This is a genomic window from Streptomyces sp. NPDC058773, assembly GCF_042746015.1.
Classification (GTDB): Bacteria; Actinomycetota; Actinomycetes; order Streptomycetales; family Streptomycetaceae; genus Streptomyces.
Genome location: NZ_JBHYPE010000005.1, coordinates 75,401 through 101,158 on the forward strand (window position 1 = coordinate 75,401; position 25,758 = coordinate 101,158).

General features: G+C 68.2%; 24 protein-coding genes and 4 tRNA genes. 7 read left to right on the forward strand and 21 right to left on the reverse strand.

What is annotated here, in order from left to right; translation table 11 throughout:
- Positions 1-2: 2 nt before the first annotated feature.
- From rpsL to ACFW5B_RS06560, 11 genes are all read right to left on the reverse strand, one after another.
- Positions 3-374, reverse strand: coding sequence for a 30S ribosomal protein S12 (gene rpsL, locus ACFW5B_RS06510; protein ID WP_003948652.1), 372 nt, complete (start codon positions 372-374; stop codon positions 3-5).
- Positions 375-808: 434 nt separating this feature from the next.
- Positions 809-1,291, reverse strand: coding sequence for a DUF1707 and DUF4190 domain-containing protein (locus ACFW5B_RS06515; RefSeq protein ID WP_386434147.1), 483 nt, complete (start codon positions 1,289-1,291; stop codon positions 809-811).
- Positions 1,292-1,551: 260 nt separating this feature from the next.
- Positions 1,552-5,451 carry a DNA-directed RNA polymerase subunit beta' gene (locus tag ACFW5B_RS06520; RefSeq protein WP_042155846.1) on the reverse strand — a complete coding sequence of 1,300 codons (3,900 nt, stop codon included), beginning with the start codon at positions 5,449-5,451 and terminating at the stop codon, positions 1,552-1,554.
- A gap of 100 nt (positions 5,452-5,551) precedes the next feature.
- Positions 5,552-9,034 (reverse strand): DNA-directed RNA polymerase subunit beta, encoded by a 3,483-nt coding sequence (rpoB, locus tag ACFW5B_RS06525; RefSeq protein ID WP_386434150.1) that lies wholly within the window; start codon positions 9,032-9,034, stop codon positions 5,552-5,554.
- Between the two features lie 624 nt (positions 9,035-9,658).
- Positions 9,659-10,045, reverse strand: coding sequence for a 50S ribosomal protein L7/L12 (gene rplL / locus ACFW5B_RS06530; RefSeq protein WP_086717591.1), 387 nt, complete (start codon positions 10,043-10,045; stop codon positions 9,659-9,661).
- 84 nt (positions 10,046-10,129) lie between these two features.
- Positions 10,130-10,681 carry a 50S ribosomal protein L10 gene (rplJ, locus tag ACFW5B_RS06535; protein WP_386434154.1) on the reverse strand — a complete coding sequence of 184 codons (552 nt, stop codon included), beginning with the start codon at positions 10,679-10,681 and terminating at the stop codon, positions 10,130-10,132.
- A gap of 432 nt (positions 10,682-11,113) precedes the next feature.
- Complete coding sequence (rplA, locus tag ACFW5B_RS06540) at positions 11,114-11,830, reverse strand: 50S ribosomal protein L1 (RefSeq protein WP_386434157.1); 717 nt, start codon at positions 11,828-11,830, stop codon at positions 11,114-11,116.
- A gap of 82 nt (positions 11,831-11,912) precedes the next feature.
- A complete protein-coding gene (gene rplK / locus ACFW5B_RS06545) occupies positions 11,913-12,347 on the reverse strand; it encodes a 50S ribosomal protein L11 (protein ID WP_009715899.1) in 435 nt (144 codons plus the stop codon).
- Positions 12,348-12,513: 166 nt separating this feature from the next.
- Complete coding sequence (nusG, locus tag ACFW5B_RS06550) at positions 12,514-13,374, reverse strand: transcription termination/antitermination protein NusG (RefSeq protein ID WP_386434161.1); 861 nt, start codon at positions 13,372-13,374, stop codon at positions 12,514-12,516.
- A 73-nt stretch (positions 13,375-13,447) separates the two neighbouring features.
- Positions 13,448-13,744 carry a preprotein translocase subunit SecE gene (gene secE / locus ACFW5B_RS06555; RefSeq protein ID WP_386434164.1) on the reverse strand — a complete coding sequence of 99 codons (297 nt, stop codon included), beginning with the start codon at positions 13,742-13,744 and terminating at the stop codon, positions 13,448-13,450.
- A 108-nt stretch (positions 13,745-13,852) separates the two neighbouring features.
- Positions 13,853-13,925 (reverse strand) — tRNA-Trp (locus ACFW5B_RS06560).
- Between the two features lie 182 nt (positions 13,926-14,107).
- Between ACFW5B_RS06560 and ACFW5B_RS06565 the strand changes: the two genes are divergently transcribed.
- Together ACFW5B_RS06565 and ACFW5B_RS06570 are read left to right on the forward strand one after the other, a co-directional pair.
- Positions 14,108-15,343 (forward strand): pyridoxal phosphate-dependent aminotransferase, encoded by a 1,236-nt coding sequence (locus ACFW5B_RS06565; RefSeq protein WP_386434167.1) that lies wholly within the window; start codon positions 14,108-14,110, stop codon positions 15,341-15,343.
- 127 nt (positions 15,344-15,470) lie between these two features.
- Positions 15,471-16,514, forward strand: coding sequence for an adenosine deaminase (locus tag ACFW5B_RS06570; protein ID WP_386434170.1), 1,044 nt, complete (start codon positions 15,471-15,473; stop codon positions 16,512-16,514).
- A 33-nt stretch (positions 16,515-16,547) separates the two neighbouring features.
- Here the strand turns inward: ACFW5B_RS06570 and ACFW5B_RS06575 are convergent, their stop codons facing one another.
- The 6 genes from ACFW5B_RS06575 to ACFW5B_RS06600 all read right to left on the reverse strand — a co-directional run bounded on the left by ACFW5B_RS06575 (position 16,548) and on the right by ACFW5B_RS06600 (position 19,082).
- A complete protein-coding gene (locus ACFW5B_RS06575) occupies positions 16,548-17,603 on the reverse strand; it encodes a UDP-N-acetylmuramate dehydrogenase (RefSeq protein ID WP_386434172.1) in 1,056 nt (351 codons plus the stop codon).
- 61 nt (positions 17,604-17,664) lie between these two features.
- Positions 17,665-18,099: a MaoC family dehydratase gene (locus ACFW5B_RS06580; RefSeq protein WP_386434175.1), complete on the reverse strand. Its 435-nt coding sequence runs from the start codon at positions 18,097-18,099 to the stop codon at positions 17,665-17,667.
- Between the two features lies 1 nt (position 18,100).
- On the reverse strand, positions 18,101-18,553 hold the full coding sequence (locus tag ACFW5B_RS06585) for a MaoC family dehydratase N-terminal domain-containing protein (protein WP_386434178.1): 453 nt from the start codon (positions 18,551-18,553) through the stop codon (positions 18,101-18,103).
- A gap of 84 nt (positions 18,554-18,637) precedes the next feature.
- Entirely contained in the window at positions 18,638-18,802 is a 165-nt protein-coding gene (rpmG, locus tag ACFW5B_RS06590) for a 50S ribosomal protein L33 (RefSeq protein WP_006604855.1), read from the reverse strand.
- 88 nt (positions 18,803-18,890) lie between these two features.
- A tRNA-Met gene (locus ACFW5B_RS06595) sits at positions 18,891-18,963 on the reverse strand.
- Positions 18,964-19,009: 46 nt separating this feature from the next.
- Positions 19,010-19,082, reverse strand: a tRNA-Thr gene (locus ACFW5B_RS06600).
- Between the two features lie 183 nt (positions 19,083-19,265).
- On the opposite strand from ACFW5B_RS06600, the gene ACFW5B_RS06605 reads away from it, so the two are divergent.
- Positions 19,266-20,528, forward strand: a complete 1,263-nt coding sequence (locus ACFW5B_RS06605) for an amidohydrolase family protein (protein ID WP_386434182.1) — start codon at positions 19,266-19,268, stop codon at positions 20,526-20,528.
- 77 nt (positions 20,529-20,605) lie between these two features.
- Positions 20,606-21,268 carry an NAD(P)H-binding protein gene (locus ACFW5B_RS06610; protein ID WP_386434185.1) on the forward strand — a complete coding sequence of 221 codons (663 nt, stop codon included), beginning with the start codon at positions 20,606-20,608 and terminating at the stop codon, positions 21,266-21,268.
- A gap of 155 nt (positions 21,269-21,423) precedes the next feature.
- On the opposite strand, the gene ACFW5B_RS06615 is transcribed toward ACFW5B_RS06610, so the two are convergent.
- A tRNA-Tyr gene (locus ACFW5B_RS06615) sits at positions 21,424-21,505 on the reverse strand.
- Between the two features lie 190 nt (positions 21,506-21,695).
- Between ACFW5B_RS06615 and ACFW5B_RS06620 the strand changes: the two genes are divergently transcribed.
- Positions 21,696-22,184, forward strand: a complete 489-nt coding sequence (locus ACFW5B_RS06620; RefSeq protein WP_030262720.1) for a YajQ family cyclic di-GMP-binding protein — start codon at positions 21,696-21,698, stop codon at positions 22,182-22,184.
- Positions 22,185-22,376: 192 nt separating this feature from the next.
- Here ACFW5B_RS06620 and ACFW5B_RS06625 read toward each other — a convergent pair whose 3' ends face one another.
- The 3 genes from ACFW5B_RS06625 to ACFW5B_RS06635 form a co-directional block, all read right to left on the reverse strand.
- Positions 22,377-22,697, reverse strand: a complete 321-nt coding sequence (locus ACFW5B_RS06625; RefSeq protein ID WP_386434189.1) for a YccF domain-containing protein — start codon at positions 22,695-22,697, stop codon at positions 22,377-22,379.
- 81 nt (positions 22,698-22,778) lie between these two features.
- Positions 22,779-23,171, reverse strand: a complete 393-nt coding sequence (locus tag ACFW5B_RS06630) for a YccF domain-containing protein (protein WP_386434192.1) — start codon at positions 23,169-23,171, stop codon at positions 22,779-22,781.
- A 159-nt stretch (positions 23,172-23,330) separates the two neighbouring features.
- Complete coding sequence (locus ACFW5B_RS06635) at positions 23,331-23,807, reverse strand: NUDIX domain-containing protein (protein WP_386434193.1); 477 nt, start codon at positions 23,805-23,807, stop codon at positions 23,331-23,333.
- Positions 23,808-23,917: 110 nt separating this feature from the next.
- Here ACFW5B_RS06635 and ACFW5B_RS06640 point away from each other — a divergent pair, with 110 nt between their 5' ends.
- Together ACFW5B_RS06640 and ACFW5B_RS06645 are read left to right on the forward strand one after the other, a co-directional pair.
- Complete coding sequence (locus ACFW5B_RS06640; protein WP_386434195.1) at positions 23,918-25,129, forward strand: helix-turn-helix domain-containing protein; 1,212 nt, start codon at positions 23,918-23,920, stop codon at positions 25,127-25,129.
- Between the two features lie 173 nt (positions 25,130-25,302).
- Positions 25,303-25,692 carry an ATP-binding protein gene (locus tag ACFW5B_RS06645; protein ID WP_386434197.1) on the forward strand — a complete coding sequence of 130 codons (390 nt, stop codon included), beginning with the start codon at positions 25,303-25,305 and terminating at the stop codon, positions 25,690-25,692.
- The last annotated feature ends 66 nt before the right edge of the window (positions 25,693-25,758 follow it).

Sequence of the window (25,758 nt, forward strand, 5' to 3'; positions counted from 1 at the left end):
TCTTACTTCTCCTTCTTGGCGCCGTAGCGGCTGCGAGCCTGCTTGCGGTTCTTGACGCCCTGCGTGTCGAGGGAGCCGCGGATGATCTTGTACCGAACACCCGGCAGGTCCTTCACACGGCCGCCACGCACGAGCACGATCGAGTGCTCCTGGAGGTTGTGGCCCTCACCCGGAATGTAAGCGGTGACCTCGATCCCGCTGGTCAGACGCACACGCGCGACCTTACGCAGGGCCGAGTTCGGCTTCTTCGGGGTGGTGGTGAAAACACGCGTGCAGACGCCACGGCGCTGGGGCGAACCCTCGAGCGCGGGCGTCTTGTTCTTCTCGACCTTGTCCTGCCGGCCCTTGCGGACCAGCTGCTGGATCGTAGGCACCGTTTCTCCGGTTTCTGTGTGCCAGTCTCGGTAAAGCTAACCTGGAACATCCCCGACCCACGCGGTCGGGTGTGTCGAATACTGCAGTCCGGTCCCTCGCTGGAACGAGTGAGGCGGCAGATTGCGGTGTCAAAACCCGGCTTCCGCGCTGCTTGCCCTCCGACAGCAGCTCCCTGTGGGCCTCGCGACCCGGCGGGAACTCCGGTGGGAGAATGCGCGCACGGCAGCCCAGGGACACCCCAGGCACAAGGTCAGAGCGTACCTACCGCATTGGCTGCGGTCAAAACAAATGCACACGCGAAGGACACGCCGGACTCCACACGGCGTTGCGGTCACCGTAGTGCGATCCACGGCCGTACGGAAGAAGGCGCCACGCCCTCTGCACCGGCCCTCCCCGGCGCCACCGGGAACCCCGGACGACCGCCGGCCAGTCCCTAGAGGCCGACCGCGGCGGTCAGGATGAACACCAGCAGGAACAGCGCCCAGCCGCCGATCGCCAGCCAGCCCAGGATCAGACCCGTCAGCGCCTGCCCGTCGCCGCGCTCACCGGACCGCCGGATCTCGGCCCGCGCCTTGTGCCCCAGGATCACCGCCGGGAGGGCCGTCAGGCCCCACGTCACCGGCGTCATGATCCCGCAGACCAGCGCACCCGTCGCCGAGCTGTTCGTCGACACCGGCATCGGCATCTGCATCGGCATGAAGGTCGCCGGCACCACCGGCCGCTGCGGCACGAACTGCGCCTGCGGCACCGGCCCCTGCGGCAGATCCGCGACCAGCATCTGGAGCTCGGCATGCGTCTGCGCCTTGTAGGCGCGCGCGATCCGCTGCTCGTACTCCGGCTGCTGCAGCCGCCCTTCGGCGAATCCCGCCTTGAGCACATCGATCGCCCGCTCACGATCGGCGTGCGAGGCACGCATGGCAGGCACCTGATGCGACGGCTGAGCCGGCTGACCACCCTGCCACGGCTGGAATGCCACTTCGCGCCCCTCCCCCAGCTCGACAGTTCTCCCCATCTTCTCATCACAGACGCAGGGATGGGAGGACAAGTTCCCCCGCGCGGCCCTCTACTCGAAGAGACCCGCCCCGCGCGGGGTTTCGCGGCAACGCCGCAGGGCGGCCACCCCAAGGGGTGACCGCCCTGTTGCTGTCGTACGGACTGCCGTCGTACGGACCAGGATTACTGGTTGTACGGGCCGTAGTCGTAGTCCTCCAGCGGGACCGCCTGGCCGGAGCCGGTGCCGAAGGGCGAGTAGTCGATGTCGTCGTAACCGACGGCCGAGTACATCGCGGCCTTGGCCTCCTCGGTGGGCTCCACCCGGATGTTGCGGTAGCGGGACAGGCCCGTACCGGCCGGGATGAGCTTACCGATGATGACGTTCTCCTTGAGGCCGATGAGCGAGTCGGACTTGGCGTTGATCGCCGCGTCCGTCAGGACTCGGGTCGTCTCCTGGAAGGAGGCGGCCGACAGCCAGGATTCCGTCGCCAGCGAAGCCTTGGTGATACCCATCAGCTGCGGACGGCCGGAGGCCGGGTGGCCGCCTTCCGCCACGACCCGACGGTTCTCACCCTCGAACTTCGTGCGCTCCACGAGCTCGCCCGGCAGCAGCTCCGCGTCGCCGGACTCGATGATCGTCACACGGCGCAGCATCTGCCGGATGATGATCTCGATGTGCTTGTCGTGGATCGCCACGCCCTGGCTGTTGTAGACCTTCTGGACCTCGCCGACCAGGTGGACCTGGACGGCACGCTGGCCGAGGATCCGCAGCACGTCGTGCGGGTTGACGGCACCCACGGTCAGCGGCTGGCCGACCGTGACGTGGTCGCCCTCGCCCACCAGGAGACGGGCACGCTTGGAGACGCCGTAGGCGGTCTCGTCGCTGCCGTCGTCCGGGGTGACGATGACCTTCTTGGTCTTCTCGGTCTCCTCGATCCGGACGCGGCCGGCCGCCTCCGAGATCGGGGCGACACCCTTGGGCGTACGGGCCTCGAAGAGCTCGACGACTCGCGGCAGACCCAGGGTGATGTCGTCACCGGCCACACCACCGGTGTGGAAGGTACGCATCGTCAGCTGGGTGCCGGGCTCACCGATGGACTGGGCGGCGATGATGCCGACCGCCTCACCGATGTCGACCAGCTTGCCGGTGGCCAGCGAACGGCCGTAGCAGAAGGCACAGGTGCCGACCGCGGACTCACAGGTCAGGACCGAGCGGGTCTTGACCTCCTCGACACCCGCGTTGACCAGCGCGTCGATGAGCACGTCACCGAGGTCGACGTTCGCCGGGGCGACGACCTTGCCGTCGACGACGACATCCTCGGCCAGCATGCGGGCGTAGACGCTGGACTCGACGTCGTCCGCCTTGCGCAGGACACCCGCGGCGTCCTTCGAGGCGATCCGCAGCTTGAGGCCACGCTCCGTGCCGCAGTCCTCCTCGCGAATGATGACGTCCTGGGAGACGTCGACCAGACGACGGGTGAGGTAACCGGAGTCGGCGGTACGAAGGGCGGTGTCCGCCAGACCCTTACGGGCACCGTGCGTGGAGATGAAGTACTCCAGCACGGACAGACCCTCGCGGAACGACGCCTTGATCGGACGCGGGATGGTCTCGTTCTTCGCGTTCGACACCAGACCACGCATACCGGCGATCTGCCGCATCTGCATCATGTTTCCTCGGGCACCCGAGTCAACCATCATGAAGATGGGGTTCGTCTTGGGGAAGTTCTCGTTCATCGCCTCGGCGACCTCGTTGGTCGCCTTGGTCCAGATGTTGATCAGTTCCTGAGTGCGCTCGTCCTTGGTGATCAGACCGCGCTCGTACTGCTTCTGGACCTTCTCGTCCTGGGCCTCGTAGCCCGCGACGATGGCCTTCTTGGCCTCCGGGACGACGATGTCCGAGACGGCGACGGTGACGCCGGAACGGGTCGCCCAGTGGAAACCGGCCGCCTTCAGGTTGTCGAGCGTCGCCGCCACGATGACCTTCGGGTAGCGCTCGGCCAGGTCGTTGACGATCGCGGAGAGCTGCTTCTTGCCCACCGAGTAGTCGACGAACGGGTAGTCCTCGGGCAGCAGCTCGTTGAAGAGCGCACGGCCCAGGGTCGTCCGCAGCCGGAAGCTGTCACCCTGCTGCCACTCGGGCTCGCCCTCCTCGGGAACCGGCGGGGTCCAGCCGCGGGGCGGGACGGTGCCGATCGGGAAGCGGATGTCGACCTTCGCCTGCAGCGAGAGCTCACGGGCGTCGAAGGCCATGATGGCCTCGGCGACCGAGCCGAAGGCCCGGCCCTCGCCCTTGACCTCGCGCTCCTCCTCATCCGTGGTGAGGAAGAAGAGGCCGAGCACCATGTCCTGGGTCGGCATGGTGACCGGACGGCCGTCGGCCGGCTTGAGGATGTTGTTCGAGGACAGCATCAGGATGCGGGCCTCGGCCTGGGCCTCCGCGGACAGCGGGAGGTGGACGGCCATCTGGTCACCGTCGAAGTCCGCGTTGAACGCGGTGCAGACGAGCGGGTGAATCTGAATGGCCTTGCCCTCGACCAGCTGCGGCTCGAAGGCCTGGATGCCCAGACGGTGCAGCGTGGGTGCACGGTTCAGCAGCACCGGGTGCTCGGCGATGACCTCTTCGAGCACGTCGTAGACGACCGTGCGGCCGCGCTCGACCATGCGCTTGGCGCTCTTGATGTTCTGCGCGTGGTTCAGGTCCACCAGGCGCTTCATCACGAACGGCTTGAAGAGCTCCAGCGCCATGGCCTTGGGCAGACCACACTGGTGCAGCTTGAGCTGCGGGCCGACGACGATGACGGAACGCGCCGAGTAGTCGACTCGCTTACCGAGCAGGTTCTGACGGAAGCGGCCCTGCTTGCCCTTGAGCATGTCGGACAGCGACTTCAGCGGACGGTTGCCGGGGCCCGTCACCGGGCGGCCACGACGGCCGTTGTCGAAGAGCGCGTCGACGGCCTCCTGGAGCATGCGCTTCTCGTTGTTCACGATGATCTCGGGCGCACCGAGGTCGAGAAGCCGCTTCAGGCGGTTGTTGCGGTTGATGACGCGGCGGTACAGGTCGTTCAGGTCGGAGGTCGCGAAGCGGCCACCGTCCAGCTGCACCATCGGACGCAGGTCCGGCGGGATCACCGGGATGCAGTCCAGCACCATGCCCTTGGGGCTGTTGCGGGTCTGCAGGAAGGCGGAGACGACCTTGAGGCGCTTGAGCGCACGGGTCTTCTTCTGGCCCTTGCCGGTACGGATGATCTCGCGGAGGCGCTCGGCCTCCTCGTCGAGGTCGAAGGTCTCCAGGCGCTTCTGCAGGGCAGCCGCACCCATGGAACCGTCGAAGTAGGTGCCGAAGCGGTCCCGCAGCTCGCGGTAGAGCAGCTCGTCGCCCTCCAGGTCCTGGACCTTGAGGTTCTTGAAGCGGTTCCAGACCTCGTCGAGACGGTCGATCTCGCGCTGCGCACGGTCACGCAGCTGCTTCATCTCACGCTCGGCGCCCTCACGCACCTTGCGGCGGACGTCCGCCTTGGCGCCCTCGGCCTCCAGCTCGGCCAGGTCGGTCTCGAGCTTCTTGGCGCGGGCCTCCAGGTCGGAGTCGCGGCGCTGCTCGATCTGCTGACGCTCGACGGAGACGTGCGCCTCCAGCGAGGGCAGGTCGCGCGTACGGCGCTCCTCGTCCACCCACGTGATCATGTAGGCGGCGAAGTAGATGACCTTCTCGAGGTCCTTGGGGGCGAGGTCCAGCAGGTAGCCCAGCCGGCTCGGCACGCCCTTGAAGTACCAGATGTGGGTCACGGGAGCGGCCAGCTCGATGTGGCCCATCCGCTCACGCCGCACCTTGGCGCGAGTGACCTCGACGCCGCAGCGCTCGCAGATGATGCCCTTGAAGCGGACGCGCTTGTACTTACCGCAGTAGCACTCCCAGTCCCGGGTCGGACCGAAGATCTTCTCGCAGAAGAGTCCGTCCTTTTCGGGCTTGAGCGTGCGGTAGTTGATGGTCTCGGGCTTCTTGACCTCGCCGTGGCTCCACTGACGGATGTCGTCAGCGGTGGCCAGACCGATCCGGAGCTCATCGAAGAAGTTGACGTCGAGCACTATGCGTCAATCCCTCTCAGGGTTGTAAGTCTTGGGGTCTGAAACGGGGGTCCTGGGGCCGGCCGGGGGAGCCATCGCTGACTCCCCGGCCGGACTCCCGTCAGACCTCTTCGACGCTGCTCGGCTCGCGCCGGGACAGGTCGATGCCGAGCTCCTCCGCAGCGCGGAAGACGTCCTCGTCGGTGTCGCGCATCTCGATGGACATGCCGTCCGAGGACAGCACCTCCACGTTGAGGCACAGGGACTGCATTTCCTTGATGAGCACCTTGAAGGACTCGGGAATGCCGGGCTCGGGGATGTTCTCGCCCTTGACGATGGCCTCGTAGACCTTCACGCGGCCGGTCACGTCGTCGGACTTGATCGTCAGCAGCTCCTGGAGGGCGTACGCGGCGCCGTAAGCCTCCAGCGCCCACACCTCCATCTCACCGAACCGCTGGCCACCGAACTGAGCCTTACCACCCAGCGGCTGCTGGGTGATCATCGAGTACGGACCGGTCGAGCGCGCGTGCAGCTTGTCGTCGACCAGGTGGTGCAGCTTGAGGATGTACATGTACCCGACCGAGATCGGGTCCGGGAACGGCTCACCGGAGCGGCCGTCGAAGAGCTGGGCCTTGCCGGAGGACTTGACCATCCGCTCGCCGTCGCGGTTGGGGAGCGTCGAGTCGAAGAGACCCGCCAGCTCGTCCTCGCGCGCACCGTCGAAGACCGGGGTCGCGACATTGGTGCGCGGCGCGACATCGTCGGCGCCGATCGCCTGCAGCCGGCGCTGCCAGTCCTCGCCGCCCTCGACCTTCCAGCCCTGGCTGGCGAGCCAGCCGAGGTGGATCTCCAGGACCTGTCCCGGGTTCATTCGGGACGGGACACCCAGCGGGTTGAGGATGATGTCGACCGGGGTGCCGTCCTCCAGGAACGGCATGTCCTCGACCGGCAGGATCTTCGAGATGACGCCCTTGTTGCCGTGACGGCCGGCGAGCTTGTCACCGTCGGTGATCTTGCGCTTCTGCGCGACGTAGACGCGGACCAGCTGGTTCACGCCCGGGGGCAGCTCGTCGCCCTCTTCGCGGTCGAAGACACGGACGCCGATGACCTTGCCGATCTCACCGTGCGGCACCTTCAGCGAGGTGTCGCGCACCTCGCGCGCCTTCTCGCCGAAGATCGCGCGGAGCAGGCGCTCCTCGGGGGTCAGCTCGGTCTCACCCTTGGGCGTGACCTTGCCGACGAGGATGTCGCCGGCGACGACCTCGGCACCGATCCGGATGATGCCGCGCTCGTCGAGGTCGGAGAGGACCTCCTCGGAGACGTTCGGGATGTCCCGGGTGATCTCCTCGGGGCCCAGCTTGGTGTCACGGGCGTCGACCTCGTGCTCCTCGATGTGGATCGAGGAGAGGACGTCGTCCTGCACGAGGCGCTGCGACAGGATGATCGCGTCCTCGTAGTTGTGGCCCTCCCACGGCATGAACGCCACGAGCAGGTTCTTGCCGAGCGCCATCTCGCCTTCGTCCGTGGACGGACCGTCGGCGAGGACCTGGCCCTCGATGACCCGCGCGCCCTCGTCCACGACGACCTTCTGGTTGAAGGAGGTGCCCTGGTTGGAGCGGGTGAACTTGGCGACGCGGTACGTGGTGTACGTGCCGTCGTCGTTGGCGACGGTGATGTAGTCCGCGGAGACCTCCTGGACCACACCGTCCTTCTCGGCCTTGATGACGTCACCGGCATCGACCGCGCAGCGGTACTCCATGCCGGTGCCGACCAGCGGCGACTCCGCCTTGATCAGCGGAACGGCCTGGCGCATCATGTTCGATCCCATGAGCGCGCGGTTGGCGTCGTCGTGCTCGAGGAACGGGATCATGGCGGTCGCGGCCGACACCATCTGGCGCGGCGAGACGTCCATGAAGTCGACCTCGTCGGCGGGGACCAGGTCGACCTCGCCGCCACGACGGCGGACCAGGACACGCTGCTCGGCGAAGCGCATGTCGTCGGTCAGCTTCGCGTTGGCCTGGGCGATCAGGAAGCGGTCCTCCTCGTCAGCGGTGAGGTAGTCCACCTCCTCCGTGACCTGGCCGTCGACGACCTTGCGGTACGGCGTCTCGATGAAGCCGAAGACGTTGACCCGGCCGTACGACGCGAGCGAACCGATCAGACCGATGTTGGGACCTTCAGGGGTCTCAATCGGGCACATGCGGCCGTAGTGCGAGGGGTGCACGTCACGGACGTCCAGGCCGGCCCGCTCGCGGGAGAGACCACCCGGGCCCAGCGCCGACAGACGACGCTTGTGGGTCAGACCCGACAGCGGGTTGGTCTGGTCCATGAACTGGGACAGCTGGCTGGTGCCGAAGAACTCCTTGATGGAGGCGACGACCGGCCGGATGTTGATCAGGGTCTGCGGCGTGATCGCCTCGACGTCCTGGGTGGTCATGCGCTCGCGGACGACGCGCTCCATACGAGCCAGACCCGTGCGGACCTGGTTCTGGATGAGCTCGCCGACGTTGCGCAGACGACGGTTGCCGAAGTGGTCGATGTCGTCGGTCTCGACAACGATGGAGTTGCCGTTCTCGCCGATCGTCTCGGTCTCACCGGCGTGCAGCTTGACCAGGTACTTGATCGTCGCGATGACGTCATCGGTGGTCAGCACACCGGCGTCGAGCGGCTCGTCGCCACCGAGCTTCTTGTTGACCTTGTAGCGGCCGACCTTCGCGAGGTCGTAGCGCTTGGGGTTGAAGTACAGGTTCTCCAGCAGCGTCTGCGCGGCCTCGCGCGTCGGCGGCTCGCCCGGACGCAGCTTGCGGTAGATGTCGAGCAGCGCGTCGTCCTGGCCCTGGGTGTGGTCCTTCTCCAGGGTGGCGCGCATCGACTCGTACTCGCCGAACTCCTCGAGGATCTGCTCGGTGGTCCACCCGAGCGCCTTGAGCAGGACGGTCACGGACTGCTTGCGCTTGCGGTCGATACGGACACCGACCATGTCGCGCTTGTCGATCTCCATCTCCAGCCACGCACCCCGGGAGGGGATGATCTTGGCGGAGAAGATGTCCTTGTCGGACGTCTTGTCGATGGAGCTGTCGAAGTACACGCCCGGCGAGCGCACCAGCTGCGAGACGACGACACGCTCGGTGCCGTTGATGCAGAAGGTGCCCTTGTTCGTCATGAGCGGGAAGTCGCCCATGAAGACCGTCTGGGACTTGATCTCGCCGGTCTCGTTGTTGGTGAACTCAGCGGTGACGAAGAGCGGAGCCGCGTACGTGAAGTCGCGCTCCTTGCACTCGTCGATGGAGTTCTTCGGGGGCTCGAAGCGGTGGTCGCGGAACGTCAGCGACATCGACCCGGAGAAGTCCTCGATCGGGGAGATCTCTTCGAAGATCTCCTCAAGACCGGACTTGGTGGGGACTTCCTGCCCACTCTCCAGCGCAGCCTCGACGCGACCCTTCCATGCGGCATTGCCGAGCAGCCAGTCGAAGCTTTCGGTCTGCAGCGCAAGGAGGTTCGGAACCCCGAGGGGCTCCTTGATCTTCGCAAAAGAGATGCGCAGCGGGGCGGTGCTGTCGCCGTTGTTCGTATTGGCAGTCGAGGCGTTGCGCGAGGCGGCCAAGAGGGGGTCCTTCCGAGGGCTCGGACTCACTACGCGCGTACCGGTCCCGAATCGAGCAGACTGAGGGAAAGCCCAGATCAGGGCGGATCATTCAGCTTTGCTCGGGCTCGGGTATGCCCCTGGTGACGGGCAGGGAGCAGCTAACAGGCAGCGCAAAGGGTCAGTGTAGCCACTTGGCACACTGATGTCCAGAGCGAGTTTCCGGAGACCGGTTCAGCACCGTGATACCGATCTTCTCCCTCCGGGAAGTCACGTCCTCCGCACCGGAGGAAGACCTCGTCATTTGTTCTGCTCAATGCCATGCGCCTGCCGAAAGCCCTGCGCCAGTGGCGCACACCGATGCTTCCCTCTTCGTCCGCGATCCATGCCTCGAACCCTGGATCGCTTCTGCGTCGCGTCCCGAGAATTGCGCGCCGCGTCCGGTTCGTCAAGGCCCCCCACCTCTGGGAGATCGTCACATGGGGGCACGTCCGGGCAACGAAGATCACCATACTCGCACTCAGGCGCGAGGCAATGCAGCCGTGGCGAGTACGCCGAAGGGCGACCACCCGCATGGGTGATCGCCCTTGGCTGATGTCCGGCGCGCCCGAGGCGCTGTGGACGTGAGTCAGAGACTCAGTGGGGTCACTTGACCTCGACGGAGGCGCCGGCGCCCTTGAGGGACTCGGCGGCCTTCTCGGCGGCGTCCTTGGCGACCTTCTCGAGGACGGGCTTCGGGGTGCCGTCGACGAGGTCCTTGGCCTCCTTCAGGCCCAGGGAGGTCAGCTCACGCACGACCTTGATGACCTGGATCTTCTTGTCGCCCGCACCGGTGAGGATGACGTCGAACTCGTCCTTCTCCTCCTCGGCGGCGGCGGCCGGGGCGCCCGGGGCACCGGCGGCGGCAACGGCGACGGGGGCGGCGGCCTCGACGTCGAACTTGTCCTCGAACGCCTTCACGAACTCGGAGAGCTCGATGAGGGTCATCTCCTCGAACTGCGCGAGCAGGTCTTCCTGGCTGAGCTTCGCCATGGTGGCGGTCCTTCCACTAATTCGGCTGGTGCCGGATGTACATGTCTGGCGGGCGTACTACGGGCCCGCTGGGCGTCCGAGTGATTACTCGGCAGCCTCGGCGGGAGCCGGCGTACCGGCACCGCCCTGCTCGACCTTGCTGCGAAGGGCGTCCGCGGTGCGGGCGAACTTCGTGAGCGGGGCCTGGAAGGTCGCCGCGGCCTTGGCCATGGACGCCTTCATGCCACCCGCCAGCTTGGCGAGCAGAACCTCACGGGACTCGAGGTCCGCAAGCTTCTTGATCTCGTCGGCGGACAGCGCCTTACCCTCAAGGACACCGCCCTTGATGACGAGAGAGGGGTTTTCCTTGGCGAAGTCACGAAGACCCTTCGCCGCCGTGACCGGGTCACCGGTCACGAAGGCAACAGCGGTCGAGCCCTTGAGGTGCTCGTCCAGCTGGATCCCGGCCTCCTTGGCCGCGATCTTGGTCAGCGTGTTCTTCACCACACGGTACTGAGCGTTCTCGCCGAGAGAACGACGCAGCTCCTTGAGCTGCGCCACAGTCAGTCCGGTGTAAGAAGTCACAACAGCTGCGTTGGAGTCACGGAGCTTCTCAGTGATCTCCTCAACGGCTGCGATCTTGTCAGACGTCGCCATGAGCCTCGGCCTCCTTCCGGGTGATGAGGACCGCGCAGAAGGGGCTGGGCAAAACAAACGCCCCGGCGCAGGCGCACGGGGCGTACTCGACCAGGACGGAAATCCGCCCGGGAGTTTCTTCCATACACACCTGCGCAGGCCGTCCGCAGCTAGCGGATCCTTCGGCCACTACACGCCCGGGTTCGGACGCGCAGAGACAACCAGCGGTCTTTGGCTTCCGCATACGGTACGGGAGAGCCCCGCGTCAGGCAAATCGGCCGAGAGGGGGCGCCGACCGCGCTCCCGGGCCGTAGGAGCGCGCCCCCGAACCCGCCCGCCCCGGAGGGGACATGGGGCCCGGAGAGGCGCCACAACAGGCGTCAGGCCCCGCCCTCCGTGCGGGAGGGCGGGGCCTGACGGCAGTCACACGCTATGAGGCGTCGATCCGGGAGATCAGACGGCCTCGTCCTCGACGAGGAGGTTGCGGGTGCGGTTGGAGTCAACCGGGATGCCGGGGCCCATCGTGGTGGTGATGGTGGCCTTCTTGATGTAGCGGCCCTTGGCGGCGGACGGCTTGAGGCGGGTGATCTCCTCGAGCGCGGCGGCGTAGTTCTCCACCAGCTTGGCCTCGTCGAAGGAGACCTTGCCGATGATGAAGTGGAGGTTCGCGTGCTTGTCCACGCGGAACTCGATCTTGCCGCCCTTGATGTCGGTGACAGCCTTGGCGACATCCGGGGTGACCGTGCCGGTCTTCGGGTTCGGCATCAGACCACGCGGACCGAGCACGCGGCCGAGGCGGCCGACCTTGCCCATGAGGTCCGGGGTGGCGACGACGGCGTCGAAGTCCAGACGGCCCTTGGAGACCTCGTCGATCAGTTCGTCCGAGCCGACGATGTCGGCGCCGGCGGCTTCCGCGGCCGCAGCACGGTCACCGGTCGCGAAGACCAGGACCCGGGCGGTCTTACCGGTGCCGTGCGGGAGGTTCACGGTGCCACGGACCATCTGGTCGGCCTTGCGCGGGTCGACACCCAGACGCATGGCGACCTCGACGGTCGCGTCGAACTTGACGGACGCGGTGTCCTTGGCGAGACGGACGGCCTCGAGGGGGGCGTACAGACGCTCCCGGTCGATCTTCGCGTCCGCGTTGCGAAGAGTCTTGCTGCGCTTCACTTCTGCTCCTGATGCAGTGGGGTGGAGTCGTGGTGCGGACCAGCGCCTGGTCCTGCCACGTGTGGTGCCTGAAGGGCTGGGATCAGCCCTCGACCGTGATGCCCATGGAACGGGCGGTGCCGGCGATGATCTTCTCGGCGGCGTCCAGGTCGTTGGCGTTCAGGTCGGGCATCTTGGTGGTGGCGATGTCACGGACCTGGTCACGCGTGATCTTCGCGACCTTGGTCTTGTGCGGCTCGCCGGAGCCCTTCTCCACGCCCGCGGCCTTCAGGATGAGCTTCGCGGCCGGCGGGGTCTTGGTGATGAAGGTGAAGGAACGGTCCTCGTAGACCGTGATCTCCACCGGCACGACCATGCCACGCTGCGACTCGGTCGCGGCGTTGTAGGCCTTGCAGAACTCCATGATGTTGACGCCGTGCTGACCCAGCGCGGGGCCGACCGGCGGAGCCGGGTTTGCGGCACCGGCCTGGATCTGGAGCTTGATAAGCCCCGTGACCTTCTTCTTCTTGGGAGGCATGCTCTCTCCGGGTCCTAGTGAGAGGTGTTTCGCCATTCCACCCGGTCATCCGGATGGAGGCATACCGCACAACGATAACGGGTATGGTCGTGCGGCCAAAAACCGAGCAGGTCAGACCGGCAGTGAGCCCGTCTGACCTGTGCGGTGGCTGCTGTTCCGGAAGAACCTAGTTCTTCTGGATCTGGTCGAAGCTCAGCTCGACCGGGGTCTCGCGGCCGAAGATCTCGACGAGGCCCTTGACCTTCTTCGAGTCGGCGTTGATCTCGTTGATGGTGGCCTGCAGCGTCGCGAACGGGCCGTCGGTGACGGTGACGGAGTCGCCCACCTCGAAGTCCAGCACCTGGACCTCGACCTTGCGGGACGGCGCCGGCTTGCCCTCGGCCGCGGCGGCCTCCTTGGCGGCCTTCTCCTCGGCCTCCGGGGCGAGCATCTTGACGATCTCGTCCAGGGTCAGCGGGTAGGGGTCGTAGGCGTTGCCGACGAAGCCCGTGACGCCCGGCGTGTTGCGGACGACGCCCCAGGACTCGTTCGTCAGGTCCATGCGCACCAGCACGTAGCCCGGGAGCTTGTTCTGGCGGATGGTCTTGCGCTCGCCGTTCTTGATCTGGGCGACCTCTTCCTGCGGCACCTCGGCCTGGAAGATGTAGTCCTCGACGTTCAGCGAAACGGCACGCTGCTCGAGGTTGGTCTTCACGCGGTTCTCGTAACCCGCGTAGGTGTGGATGACGTACCACTCACCGGGGAGGCCGCGGAGTTCGTCACGGAGGGCGGCCACCGGATCGACCGGCTCCTGCTCCTCTTCCTCGGCGGCTTCGCCGGCGATCTCGTCCTCGGCGTGCACCGCGGCTTCCTCGGCGGGCTCGCCGGCGGCGGCTTCCTCGGCGTCCGGCTCGTCGACCTCGTCGGCGGCCTGGACGATCTCGAGTTCGGTGTCGTCGCCCTGGACCTCGGCCGAGGCAGCCGCGTCCACGTCGGCCGCTGCCGTCTCGGCGGAGTCGGCGGCGTCGTTCAGGTTCGGGTCAGACACGGTGGCTGCTTCTTCCTGGCTTCAAGGGGTTGAACATGCGAAATGGGCGCCCGCTGAGGCGCCCTCCGCGGGATCAGCCGAAGACGTACCCGACGACTCGGTTGATTCCCAAGTCAATCACGGTTACGAGACCGATGATGATGACAACGAAGACGATCACCACGGTGGTGTACGTCGACAGCTGGCTGCGCGTGGGCCAGACGACCTTGCGGAGCTCCGCCACGATCTGGCGGTAGAAGAGCGCGAGACGCGCGAAAGGGCCCTTCTTGCCGCGCTTGCCGCCACGACGGGGCTTCTTCTGGGATTCCGCGGTCTCGTCCTCGGAACGACCGCGCTCAGGCATGTCGATGGAGCCCAGGGCGTCCGTCACTCGTCCTCACCTGAATCCGGGTCGTGGCCGTGCCGCGCCCGGTTGAGCCGCACGGCGGTGCATTTCATACGTACGCGTGCACGCACTGTGGTGACGAAGTGCGTGTAGCAGGGCCGGAGGGACTTGAACCCCCAACCGCTGGTTTTGGAGACCAGTGCTCTACCAATTGAGCTACGACCCTTTGTGGTTCCCCCAACCTACCGCATGCGGCCGACTGCACTACGTGCGTGACCGCGGCGACCTGTCGGAAGCCAACGATCAGCGAGTGTACGTGCTTCGGAGCCAGGCGTCGAACAGAAACGTCCCGGGTGGTGCCCGCCGAGCAATGTGCCGGGGTCCTCGGGGGTCTGGGACGATGCAGGTATGAGCGCTGCCACTCCTCCCGCTTCGTCCCCCCGTGACCGCCGGGTATCGGCCCGCGTCGGTGCGATCTCCGAGTCCGCGACCCTCGCCGTGGACGCCAAGGCGAAGGCCCTCAAGGCCGCCGGGCGCCCGGTGATCGGCTTCGGCGCCGGTGAGCCCGACTTCCCCACGCCCGACTACATCGTCGAGGCGGCGACCGAGGCCTGCCGCAACCCGAAGTTCCACCGCTACACCCCGGCCGGCGGCCTCCCCGAGCTGAAGACCGCGATCGCCGCGAAGACGCTGCGTGACTCCGGCTACGAGATCGAGGCCGCGAACGTCCTGGTGACGAACGGCGGCAAGCAGGCGATCTACGAGGCGTTCGCAGCGGTCCTCGACCCGGGCGACGAGGTCATCGTCCCGGCGCCGTACTGGACCACCTACCCCGAGTCGATCCGTCTGGCCGGCGGTGTGCCGGTCGATGTGGTCGCGGACGAGACCACCGGCTACCGCGTGACGGTGGAGCAGCTGGAGGCGGCCCGTACGGACCGCACCAAGGTGCTGCTGTTCGTCTCGCCGTCGAACCCGACCGGCGCGGTGTACACCCGCGAGCAGGTCGAGGCGGTCGGCCGCTGGGCCGCCGAGCACGGGCTGTGGGTGCTGACCGACGAGATCTACGAGCACCTGGTCTACGGCGAGGCCGCGTTCTCGTCGCTGCCGGTGGTGGTGCCCGAGCTGCGCGACAAGTGCATCGTGGTCAACGGCGTGGCGAAGACGTACGCGATGACCGGCTGGCGGGTGGGCTGGGCGATCGGCCCCAAGGACGTCATCAAGGCCGCCACGAACCTCCAGTCGCACGCCACGTCCAACGTCTCCAACGTCGCGCAGGCCGCGGCCCTCGCGGCGGTCTCCGGCGATCTGACGGCCGTCGAGGAGATGAAGGTCGCCTTCGACCGGCGCCGCAAGACGATCGTGCGGATGCTCAACGAGATCGACGGGGTGCTGTGCCCGGAGCCGGAGGGCGCGTTCTACGCCTACCCGTCGGTGAAGGAGCTCCTGGGCAAGGAGATCCGCGGCAAGCGCCCGCAGTCCAGCGTCGAGCTGGCCGAGCTGATCCTGGAGGAGGCGGAGGTCGCCGTCGTCCCGGGTGAGGCCTTCGGCACGCCCGGCTATCTGCGGCTGTCGTACGCGCTGGGCGACGAGGACCTGGTCGAGGGCGTGTCGCGGATCCAGAAGCTGCTGGCGGAGGCCAAGTAGGCCCAGGCCCTCAGGTCGCGCCCGTACGGGCCCCGGAAGCGGTTCCGGGGCCCGTACGGGCATTCCCCCGGACGCCCCTTCGGGAAAGGCCCTACCGGCGTCCGCTCCGATACGGCAAGATCTTCGGATGGAGAGCGTTCGTGCCCGCGGCGAAGCCGCTGTTCGAGATCTGCGCCGACTGCCGAAGGCCCATCTGCATCTGCACTTCACCGGGTCGATGCGGTCCGCGACCCTGCTGGACCTGGCCGACAAGTACGGCGTCCATCTGCCGGAGGCGCTGCGGAGCGGTGAGCCGCCCCGGCTGCGGGCCACGGACGAGCGCGGCTGGTTCCGCTTCCAGCGGCTGTACGACATCGCGCGGTCGTGCCTGCGGACGCCGGAGGACATCCAGCGGCTGGTGCGCGAGGCCGCCGAGGAGGACCTCCGCGACGGTTCCCGCTGGCTGGAGATCCAGGTCGACCCGACCTCGTACGCGCCGCGGCTGGGCGGGCTCATCCCGGCCCTGGAGATCATCCTGGACGCGGTGCACAGCGCCTCCCGCGACACCGGTCTCGGCATCCGTGTCCTGGTGGCCGCGAACCGTATGAAGCACCCCCTGGACGCCCGTACGCTGGCGCGTCTCGCGGTGCGCTACGCCGACCACGGCGTGATCGGCTTCGGGCTCTCCAATGACGAACGCCGGGGTTTCGCCCGGGACTTCGACCGTGCCTTCGCCATCGCCCGGGAGGGCGGCCTGCTGGCGGCGCCGCACGGCGGGGAGCTGTCGGGGCCGGCCAGCGTCCGGGACTGCCTGGACGATCTGCACGCCGGCCGGGTGGGGCACGGCGTACGGGCCGCGGAGGACCCCGTGCTGCTGCGCCGGCTGGCCTCGCGCGGGGTGACCTGCGAGGTGTGCCCCGCGTCGAATGTGGCGCTGGGGGTCTACGAGAAGCCGGAGGACGTGCCGCTGCGGGCGCTCTTCGACGCGGGCGTGCCGATGGCGCTGGGCGCGGACGACCCGCTGTTGTTCGGCGCGCGGCTGGCCGCGCAGTACGAGATCGCCCGCACCGCGCACGGCTTCAGCGACGACGAACTGGCCGAACTGGCCCGGCAGTCGGTCCGCGGCTCGCGCGCCCCGCAGGACGAGCAGCGGCGGCTGCTGACGGAGATCGACGCCTGGCTGGCCGGCTGAGGGGCCGGTCGGCGCGCGGTGGGGCGAGGCGTCTCAGAGGCTGACGCCGACCGTGACCGGTTCGTTGACGAGCGTGACGCCGAAGGCCGCGTGCACCCCGTCGCGGACCTCGCGGGCCAGGGCGAGCAGGTCCTCGGTGGTGGCCGCGCCGCGGTTGGTGAGCGCGAGGGTGTGCTTGGTGGAGATGCGGGCGGGGCCGCTGCCGTAGCCCTTGGTGAAGCCGGCCCGGTCGATCAGCCAGGCCGCCGAGGTCTTCACCAGGCCGTCGCCGGCCGGGAAGGCGGGCGGGGCGGTGTCGGTGCCGAGGCGGTCCCGGACGCGGCCGAGGAAGGCGGCGTGCTCGGCCTCGGTGAGGATCGGGTTGGTGAAGAACGAGCCGGCCGACCAGGTGTCGTGGTCCTCGGGGTCCAGCACCATGCCCTTGCCCGCGCGCAGCGCCAGCACGGTCTCCCGGGCGACGGCGGCCGGGACCCGGTCCCCGGCCTCCACGCCGAGGGCCCGGGCGGTCTCGGGGTACTTCAGGGGCGCGGAGAGGCCTCCGGCGTCCTCCAGGGCGAAGCGCACCCGCAGCACCACGAACCGGTCGGGGTGCTCCTTGAAGCGGCTGTGGCGGTACGAGAAGCCGCACTCCGCGTTCGGGATCGTGACGGTCTCGCCGCGGCGGCGGTCGTAGGCGACGACCTCGGTGATCGTGGTGGCGACCTCCTGGCCGTACGCGCCCACGTTCTGGATCGGGGTGGCGCCCGCGGAGCCGGGGATGCCGGCCAGGCACTCGACACCGGCCAGCCCCGCCTCGACCGTGCGGGCGACCGCATCGGACCAGTTCTCGCCCGCGGCGAGGGTGAGGGCCGTGCCGTCGAGCGCGAAGCCGCGGGTGGCGATGCGCAGGGCCGTGCCGTCGAAGCCCTTGTCGCCGATGACGAGGTTGCTGCCGCCGCCGATGATCAGCAGCGGGGTCCCGGAGTCATCGGCCGCGCGGACGGCCGCGATCACCTCGTCGTCGGTCGTGGCCGTGACGAGGCGGGTGGCCGGGCCGCCGAGGCGGAAGGTGGTCAGCGGGGCGAGGGGGGCGTCGTGGAGTTCCTGCACGCGCCCCAGGGTACGGGGGCGGTCCGGCGGCTCTCGGCCGGACGCCCCCGTCGGGCCCGGCTCAGGCCAGGCGGACCACGGCGCGGGACATGCCCAGCACCTTCTGGCCGGCGCTCATCGCGGTGAGGTCGACGCGGACCGTACGGTCGTCGTCGTCCAGCTTGGCGGCGACTTTGGCGCTGACCTCGATCAGGGCGCCGGTGTCGTCGTTGGGGACGACGACGGGCTTGGTGAAGCGCACCCCGTACTCCGCGACCGCGCCCGGGTCGCCGGCCCAGTCGGTGACCACCCGGATCGCCTCGGCCATCGTGAACATGCCGTGCGCGATGACGTCCGGCAGCCCGACCTCCTTGGCGAACTTCTCGTTCCAGTGGATCGGGTTGAAGTCACCGGAGGCACCCGCGTACCGCACGAGCGTGGCGCGGCTCACGGGGAAGGACTGCGCCGGGAGTTCCGTGCCGACCTCGACGTCGTCGTAGGAAATCTTGGCGGTCATCTCAGGCCTCCTTCGCGGCGCGGGACACCAGCTTGGTGAAGGCGGTCACGACGTGCTCGCCCGCCTCGTCGTGCACCTCGCCGCGGATGTCGATGATGTCGTTGCCGGCCATGGTCTTGACGGCCTCGATGGTGGAGGTCACCGACAGCCGGTCGCCGCTGCGGACCGGCCGGGTGTAGGCGAACTTCTGGTCACCGTGCACCACCCGGCTGTAATCCAGGCCGAGTTGGGGGTCCTCGATGACCTGTCCCGCGGCCTTGAAAGTGATGGCGAACACAAAAGTCGGCGGGGCGATCACATCGGAGTACCCGAGTGCCTTGGCCGCTTCGGCGTCCGTATAAGCGGGGTTGGGGTCACCGATCGACTCGGCGAATTCGCGGATCTTTTCCCGGCCGACCTCGTACGGGTCGGTGGGCGGGTACGTGCGTCCGACAAAAGACTGGTCGAGCGCCATGGGCTCGCAACCTCCCTGTACTGATGGTGACAACGCCGTGAGGCCGCCCCCACGAATGGGGACGGCCTCACGGTCGAGCCTGTGTTATCGCGTCTCGCGGTGCGCGGTGTGCGAGTTGCAACGGGGGCAGTGCTTCTTCATCTCAAGACGGTCCGGGTCGTTACGCCGGTTCTTCTTGGTGATGTAGTTCCGCTCCTTGCACTCCACGCAGGCCAGCGTGATCTTCGGGCGGACGTCGGTGGCAGCCACGTGAGTGCTCCTTGACGGACGGATGGTCGGATTAACGCATAGAAGAGTAGCCGATCGGAGGACCGACCCCACAATCGGCTACTGTCAGTAGCGGTGACCGGACTTGAACCGGTGACACAGCGATTATGAGCCGCTTGCTCTACCGACTGAGCTACACCGCTGTGATGCGAGGGGACCCCGCCCGAAGGCGGGAACCTCACACATCAGAGCCCCAATACGGAATCGAACCGTAGACCTTCTCCTTACCATGGAGACGCTCTGCCGACTGAGCTATTGGGGCGAGCGATGAAGACATTACACGGCCCGCCGCCAAACGTGAAATCCGTATCCGGGCCGTGCCCCGGCGGCCTCGCGCACCACACCGGTACGACTATTTCGCGCCTGCGCAACGCTCTCCCGGCAGCGGCCTAGGCTCGGAAGATCGCTGCGTGATCTTGCACGCCGGGTGCCTTCGAGGAGCGCGATGTCCGACAGCAGTTCGCCGCAGCCGCAGCCGGGAAAACCCGGCGGGCCCGGCCGGTTCGCCAGGCCGGAGAGCGGGGCGCTGGTGCTGTGCGGCGCCCGGCTCGCCGACGGGCGGACGGTGGACGTGCGGCTCGGCGGCGGACGCATCGAGGCCGTCGGGACGGCCGGCAGCCTCGCCCCGCAGGGCGCCCGTGTCGACCTCGCCGGCTACCTCCTGCTCCCCGCCCCCGCCGAACCCCACGCGCACTGCGACACCGCCCTGACGGCCGACTCCGACGGGCCCGCCTCCAGTTCGCCCGAAGACGTCCAGCGGCGGACGACCGAGGCCGCGCTGCTCCAGTTGGGGCACGGCGCCACCGCCTCGCGCAGCCACGTACGGATCGGTGACGTCCAGGGACTGCGCTCGCTGGAGGCGGTCCTGCAGGCCCGCCGGTCGCTGCGCGGGCTGGCCGACCTGGCGGCGGTCGCGGTGCCGCGGGTGCTGACCGGGGTGGCCGGGGCGGACGGGCTGGCGATGCTGCGGGACGCGGTGAAGATGGGCGCCTCGGTCATCGGCGGCTGCCCGGACCTCGACCCCGATCCGGCCGGGTACGTCGAGACGGTGCTGGAGCTGGCCGGGGAGCACGGCTGTCCGGTGGATCTGCACACCGACGGCGACGATCCGGCGCGGCTGGCGCGGGTCGCGGCGATGTCCGGCGGGCTGCGGCCGGGCGTCGCGCTCGGGCCGTGCGCCGGGATGGCGCGGATGCCGCGGAGCGTGGCGGCGCGGGTCGCCGAGCAGCTGGCGGCGGCCGGGGTCGCGGTGGTCTGTCTGCCGCAGGGCGACTGCACGGGCCTGGAGCGGTACGGCTCGCGGGTGTCGCGCCCGGCGCCCGTACGGCTGCTGCGGGCGGCCGGGGTCCGGGTGGCGGCGGGCAGCGGGGCGCTGCGGGACGTGGCGAACCCGGTGGGACGCGGCGACCCGTTGGAGGCCGCGTATTTGCTGGCCTCCCTCGGAGAGGCCACGCCGGAGGCGGCCTACGGGACGGTGAGTTCGGCGGCGCGGGCGACGCTGGGGCTGCCGGAGGTACGGGTCGAGGCGGGGTTCCCCGCGGAGCTGCTGGCGGTGCGTGGGGAGCGGATCGCGGGGGTGCTCTCGCTCGCGTACAGCCGGATCGTGATCCACCGCGGGCGGGTGGTCGCCCGGACCAGCGCGGTGCGGGAGTACTGCGACTCGGCGGCGGACGTGGCGCTGGAGCTGCCGCGGCAGTCGCAGCGCTGAGCCGCGGCGGGGAGAAGGGCCGCCCTCCCCGGCCGGTCCCGTGCTCCGCGGCGGTGCTTCGGCGTACGGTCGGGATCATGCGCATTGTCATCGCAGGTGGACATGGTCAGATCGCGCTGCGGCTGGAGCGGTTGCTCGCCAAGCGCGGGGACGAGGTCGCGGGCATCATCCGCCGGCCGGAACAGGCCGGTGACGTGCTGGCCGCGGGGGCCGAACCGGTGGTCTGCGACCTGGAGTCGGCGTCGGTGGAGGATGTCGCCCGGCACATGGACGGCGCCGACGCGGCCGTCTTCGCGGCGGGCGCCGGGCCGGGCAGTGGCATCGAACGCAAGGACACCGTGGACCGCGGCGCGGCGGCGGTCTTCGCCGACGCGGCCGAGGCGGCCGGGGTGCGGCGCTTCCTGGTCATCTCGTCCATGGGCGCGGACCGCGAGCCGCCCGAGGGCACCGACCCGGTCTTCGCCGCGTACCTGCGGGCCAAGGGCGCCGCGGACGCGGACGTACGGGCCCGTGCCGGGCTGGACTGGACGATCCTGCGGCCGGGCCGGCTGACCAACGACCCCGGTACGGACCTGGTGGCGCTGGCCGACGCGACCGGCCGCAGCGAGGTGACCCGGGACGATGTGGCGGCCGTCCTGGCGGAGCTGCTCGACGAGCCGGGCACCATCGGCCGGACGCTGGAGCTGATCGGCGGGGACGTGCCCGTGAAGGAGGCGGTGCGGGCGGTGGCGGGGCGCTGAGGGCGCGGCGCTCCGGGCCTCTCCGGCCGTGGCTGCGCCCCGGGGCGACGGCGTGGGCCGCGGGTTCCGCTCGCGGCCGCGCGGTCGAGGCGAAAGCGCATGACAAAGGGCCCCTGGTCTGCGGAAATCGCAGACCAGGGGCCCTTGTACTCCTGTGGCGGCGCCAGGATTCGAACCTGGGAAGGCTGAGCCGGCAGATTTACAGTCTGCTCCCTTTGGCCGCTCGGGCACACCGCCAAGGTTTGCTGCCGGGAGATCCGCTCTGGGGCGGTGCTCCGTGGCAACGACGTAAACCATACCCGATGGCTGGGGGTGGTTCGCCACTCGATTCGTGAGCGCTGGATCTTGGCCGGGTGGCTAGGCTTGGCAGGCGGTCCGGGGACGGGCCGCACCCCTGATGGATCTACGTACGAGGAGCCAACTCAACATGGCCGACTCCAGTTTCGACATCGTCTCGAAGGTAGAGCGGCAGGAGGTCGACAACGCGCTCAACCAGGCCGCCAAGGAGATCTCGCAGCGCTACGACTTCAAGGGCGTGGGCGCGTCGATCGAGTGGTCGGGCGAGAAGATCGAGATGCGGGCCAACGCCGAGGAGCGGGTGAAGGCGGTACTCGACATCTTCCAGTCCAAGCTGGTCAAGCGCGGGATCTCCCTGAAGGCGCTGGACGCCGGCGAGCCGCAGGCCTCGGGCAAGGAGTACAAGATCTTCGCCTCGATCGAGGAGGGGATCTCGCAGGAGAACGCCAAGAAGGTCGCCAAGATCATCCGCGATGAGGGCCCGAAGGGCGTCAAGGCGCAGGTGCAGGGCGACGAGCTGCGGGTCAGCTCGAAGAGCCGGGACGACCTGCAGGCCGTGCAGCAGCTGCTGAAGGGCAAGGATCTGGACTTCGCGCTGCAGTTCGTGAACTACCGCTAGGAGCCCGGTTTCCGGGTGCCACAGGATGGGGCGGCGCGCTTCGGCGTGCCGCCCCACCTGTGTGCCGGGCGGCGAAGTGGGCGTCCCGGTAGGAGGCTTGACCTCAATCGTGGCTGAGCTTGCCGGGTCGTGGCACGAAGCGGCCCGGGGGCTCGTCGACGGGGCTGAGGCGGGGCCGGGTGCGGCGGGCGGTCAGCGCGTCGCGAAAGGCTCGTCCGTGGGGACGATGTCGCGGCCCAGGGGCATGAGGGAGATCGGGATCATCTTGAAGTTGGCGATGCCGAAGGGGATGCCGATGAGCGTCACGCACAGGGCGATGCCGGTGATGATGTGCCCGAGGGCCAGCCACCAGCCCGCGAAGATGATCCAGATGACATTGCCGATCATCGAACCCGCGCCGGCGTCCTGGCGCACGACGGTGGTCCGGCCGAAGGGCCACAGGGCGTAGCCGGCGATCCGGAAGGACGCGATGCCGAACGGGATGCTTCTCTGACGGGCAGGATCGCGTAACAAAGCCGATCCGGTTCTCCGTCACGGTCTGACCAGGGGATTTGCCAGTGAGGGCGGGTGCACCGGGCACCCACCCTCACCCATTCAGCGGGTCGCGAAGGGCTCGTCCGTCGGGACGATGTCGCGGCCCAGCGGCATCAGGGAGACCGGGATCATCTTGAAGTTGGCGATGCCGAAGGGGATGCCGATGATCGTCACGCACAGGACGAGGCCCGTGACGATGTGCCCGAGAGCCAGCCACCAGCCCGCGAAGATGATCCAGATCACGTTGCCGATCAACGAGCCGGCGCCAGCATCGCGGCGCTCCACGGTCGTCCGACCGAACGGCCACAGCGCGTAGCCCGCGATGCGAAAGCTGGCAATGCCAAATGGAATGGTAATGATCAAGACGCAGCAGATGATGCCCGCGAGGACGTAGCCGAGCGCCAGCCAGAAGCCGCTGAGGACCAGCCAGATGACGTTGAGGACGGTTTTCATGATCGGCAGCCTTCCACGGGCACATCGGAGAAACGATCTGCCCTGCTAGACGCACCCACACCGGTAAACCGTTGCGGGCGGTGACCCCCATCTCGAATGTCTCGCATCCCTGTGGGCGCGGCCACTCGCTGCCCGGTCACGTGACGCCAGCGGTCGCCCTCAGCTCGCGGGGAGCTGGCCGTGCTCAAGGTACTGCGGGTGTGCCTGCGCACGCGCTGCGATCGCTGCCTTCACTCGGCGGGCGAGACGAGGGATCAAGAGGTCGTCGAGCTCTTCGGCCGGGTGGAACTCAGCGGCCAGCAGTTCGTCAGGTGCAAGGGTGATCGCGGCCGCCTCGTCTGCGAGGAGCTGGCCGCCGTTGAAGACGTACAGAACCTTGTCACCCTCGGCATCGCTCGGCGCCCAGTCGACTACCAGCAACGGGCCGATGCCGGGACTGATGCCCAGCTCTTCCTTGACCTCACGACGGCAGGCGGCCAGCGGGGACTCGCCGTGCTCGATGTACCCGCCTGGAATCTCCCACTTCGGCTTGTACGACGGCTTGACCAACAGGACCTGGTCCTGGCCGTCGAAGAACAGCGCGCCCGCTGCCATCCGAGGGGTTGCCATGCGCTGTTCCTGCTCGTTCTCGGCCATGTCGCCGACCCTATCGGCCGTCGTCTGGCGGTCGAGAGATGCCTTGACCTCTGTCATTCGTTGTGCACAACGTGTGACACTCGGTTGGGCAGAGTGAGGGGAGCGCAGCCATGCGCGGCATGACTGACCATCTTGAGTTCGGCAAACGCGTGAAGTTCTACCGCAAGCGTCGGGGGCAGAGTCAGCTGCAACTCGGCGAACTGGTGAGGCGATCCGAAGACTGGGTGTACCGGGTCGAGTCCGGCCGGATTCCCGTGAACAACGTAAAGATGCTGGCTGATCTGGCCGATGCACTGCGCGTTCCCATCGAAGATCTGCAAGGTGTGCCAGTGCTGCTGGAGGACCACGACGGGTTCGCCGGCAGCGTGCCCGCCATACGAGCCGCGCTGATGCAGTCCCGGCGATTGGCCGGGTCGCTGGTCGCCGACCGGGAACCGATGCGGCTGGAACGGCTGGCGGTGGAGGTCGCAGACGCATGGGAGCGGTATCAGGCCGGGGAATTCGCCGCGCTGGCCGAGCGGCTGCCCGGATTGCTGGCTGATGCGCGGCTCGCGATGAATGAGCGGGGGTCTGGGAACGAACGCGTTCAAGCGCTTCGACTGTTCGCGCTGACGTGCCATGTGGCGACGGCGGTACTGAGGAAGCTGGGCGAGACCAACTTGGCGTGGACGGCTGCGGATCAAGGTGAAATCGCGGCGCTTGAGTCGGGCGATCCCGCAGTCCTCTTGTCTCTGAGGAGGGCAATCGCCCACGTCCAGCTCGGGGCGAGCATGGCGGCGGAAGCGGTGAACAGCACTCTGGACAGTACTGACGACCTGGAGCAGCACTGGTGGAAGTCCTCGCCGACGGCGTTGTCGTTGTACGGCTCACTATTCCTCAACGGCTCCATTGCTGCCGCCCGGATGGGGAATCGGTCGATGACCGACTACATGATCGGCAAGGCTCAGGAGGCGGCCGACCGGCTGGGCACTGACGCGAATGAGATGTGGACTGCCTTCGGCCCTGCGAACGTGGGGATTCATCGGCTGGCGACCGCTCTTGAGTTCCAGGACGTACAACTGGCCGTGGACATAGCGCCCACAGTGCGGGCGGTCGGTCTTCCCAAGGAGCGGCGGGCTCGGCTACGACTGGACGTCGCTCGTGCCTACGGGGAAGCTGGCCAGACCGATGACGCGGTGGACAATCTGAAGCGCGCATACGCCACTGCTCCGGAGCAGATGAGGGCCCATGAGTTCGCGCGGGACCTGGCGCGTAGGCTGCGCAAGCGCACCCGGCGACGGGATGCGCAGCAACTCGCCGTCGCCCTCGGGGCGATCGCGTAGCGCGACACCGAAGAAGAATCACGGACCCGGAATTTCCTTCCGGGTCCGCTCCTGTTTGAGGGCTTACCGTCACGCCATTCGATGTCCCGTTGGCGTCTGGAAGGCGGTGAGCGACGGTGAATCGCGGGGTGACGGTCGCCCGAAGCAGCACAACTTGCGCCGGGAGCCGGCCGGTGGTGAGCCGCTGGGCTCGGCATCCGCGCTGCGTCGCACTGGCACGGGCTGAGTTGCGCAAACTGCTGGCTCGTTGGGGCCTGGCCATCGTTACCGACGATGCCCTCTTGGTGCTGTCCGAGCTGCTGACCAATGCCGTGCGCCATGCATGTGTCTCCCGCGGTCGGGAGATCGAGACGCGGTTTTCCCGGGAGCCACAAGGCGTTCGTATCGAGGTGCATGACGCTGCCGAGAACTGGCCGCAACCGCGTATGCCCGACGACTGCGGCGGCCGGGGCCTGACGATCGTCGCCGAGCTGGCTGCTTGCTGGGGCACGGAAGTGCGGGATGGCGGCATCGGGAAAGCAGTATGGGCCGTTGTCGCGGCCCGCGGCGGAGGTGAGGCGTGATGGCGCGGTTGTCGGTGCTGAGGGTGCGGGATGGCGACATGGTGCGCGTCGGCGGTCGGTGGCGAG

What these genes read in the sequence shown, in the direction of transcription:
- ACFW5B_RS06515 (WP_386434147.1), bottom strand. Translation starts at nt 1,291, where the DNA reads ATGCGTGCCTCGCACGCCGATCGTGAGCGGGCGATCGATGTGCTCAAG.
- rplL (WP_086717591.1), bottom strand. Translation starts at nt 10,045, where the DNA reads ATGGCGAAGCTCAGCCAGGAAGACCTGCTCGCGCAGTTCGAGGAGATG.
- rplJ (WP_386434154.1), bottom strand. Translation starts at nt 10,681, where the DNA reads ATGGCGACGTCTGACAAGATCGCAGCCGTTGAGGAGATCACTGAGAAG.
- rplK (WP_009715899.1), bottom strand. Translation starts at nt 12,347, where the DNA reads ATGCCTCCCAAGAAGAAGAAGGTCACGGGGCTTATCAAGCTCCAGATC.
- ACFW5B_RS06565 (WP_386434167.1), top strand. Translation starts at nt 14,108, where the DNA reads ATGAGCGCTGCCACTCCTCCCGCTTCGTCCCCCCGTGACCGCCGGGTA.
- ACFW5B_RS06570 (WP_386434170.1), top strand. Translation starts at nt 15,471, where the DNA reads ATGGAGAGCGTTCGTGCCCGCGGCGAAGCCGCTGTTCGAGATCTGCGC.
- ACFW5B_RS06580 (WP_386434175.1), bottom strand. Translation starts at nt 18,099, where the DNA reads ATGACCGCCAAGATTTCCTACGACGACGTCGAGGTCGGCACGGAACTC.
- ACFW5B_RS06585 (WP_386434178.1), bottom strand. Translation starts at nt 18,553, where the DNA reads ATGGCGCTCGACCAGTCTTTTGTCGGACGCACGTACCCGCCCACCGAC.
- ACFW5B_RS06605 (WP_386434182.1), top strand. Translation starts at nt 19,266, where the DNA reads ATGTCCGACAGCAGTTCGCCGCAGCCGCAGCCGGGAAAACCCGGCGGG.
- ACFW5B_RS06610 (WP_386434185.1), top strand. Translation starts at nt 20,606, where the DNA reads ATGCGCATTGTCATCGCAGGTGGACATGGTCAGATCGCGCTGCGGCTG.
- ACFW5B_RS06620 (WP_030262720.1), top strand. Translation starts at nt 21,696, where the DNA reads ATGGCCGACTCCAGTTTCGACATCGTCTCGAAGGTAGAGCGGCAGGAG.
- ACFW5B_RS06630 (WP_386434192.1), bottom strand. Translation starts at nt 23,171, where the DNA reads ATGAAAACCGTCCTCAACGTCATCTGGCTGGTCCTCAGCGGCTTCTGG.
- ACFW5B_RS06635 (WP_386434193.1), bottom strand. Translation starts at nt 23,807, where the DNA reads ATGGCCGAGAACGAGCAGGAACAGCGCATGGCAACCCCTCGGATGGCA.
- ACFW5B_RS06640 (WP_386434195.1), top strand. Translation starts at nt 23,918, where the DNA reads ATGCGCGGCATGACTGACCATCTTGAGTTCGGCAAACGCGTGAAGTTC.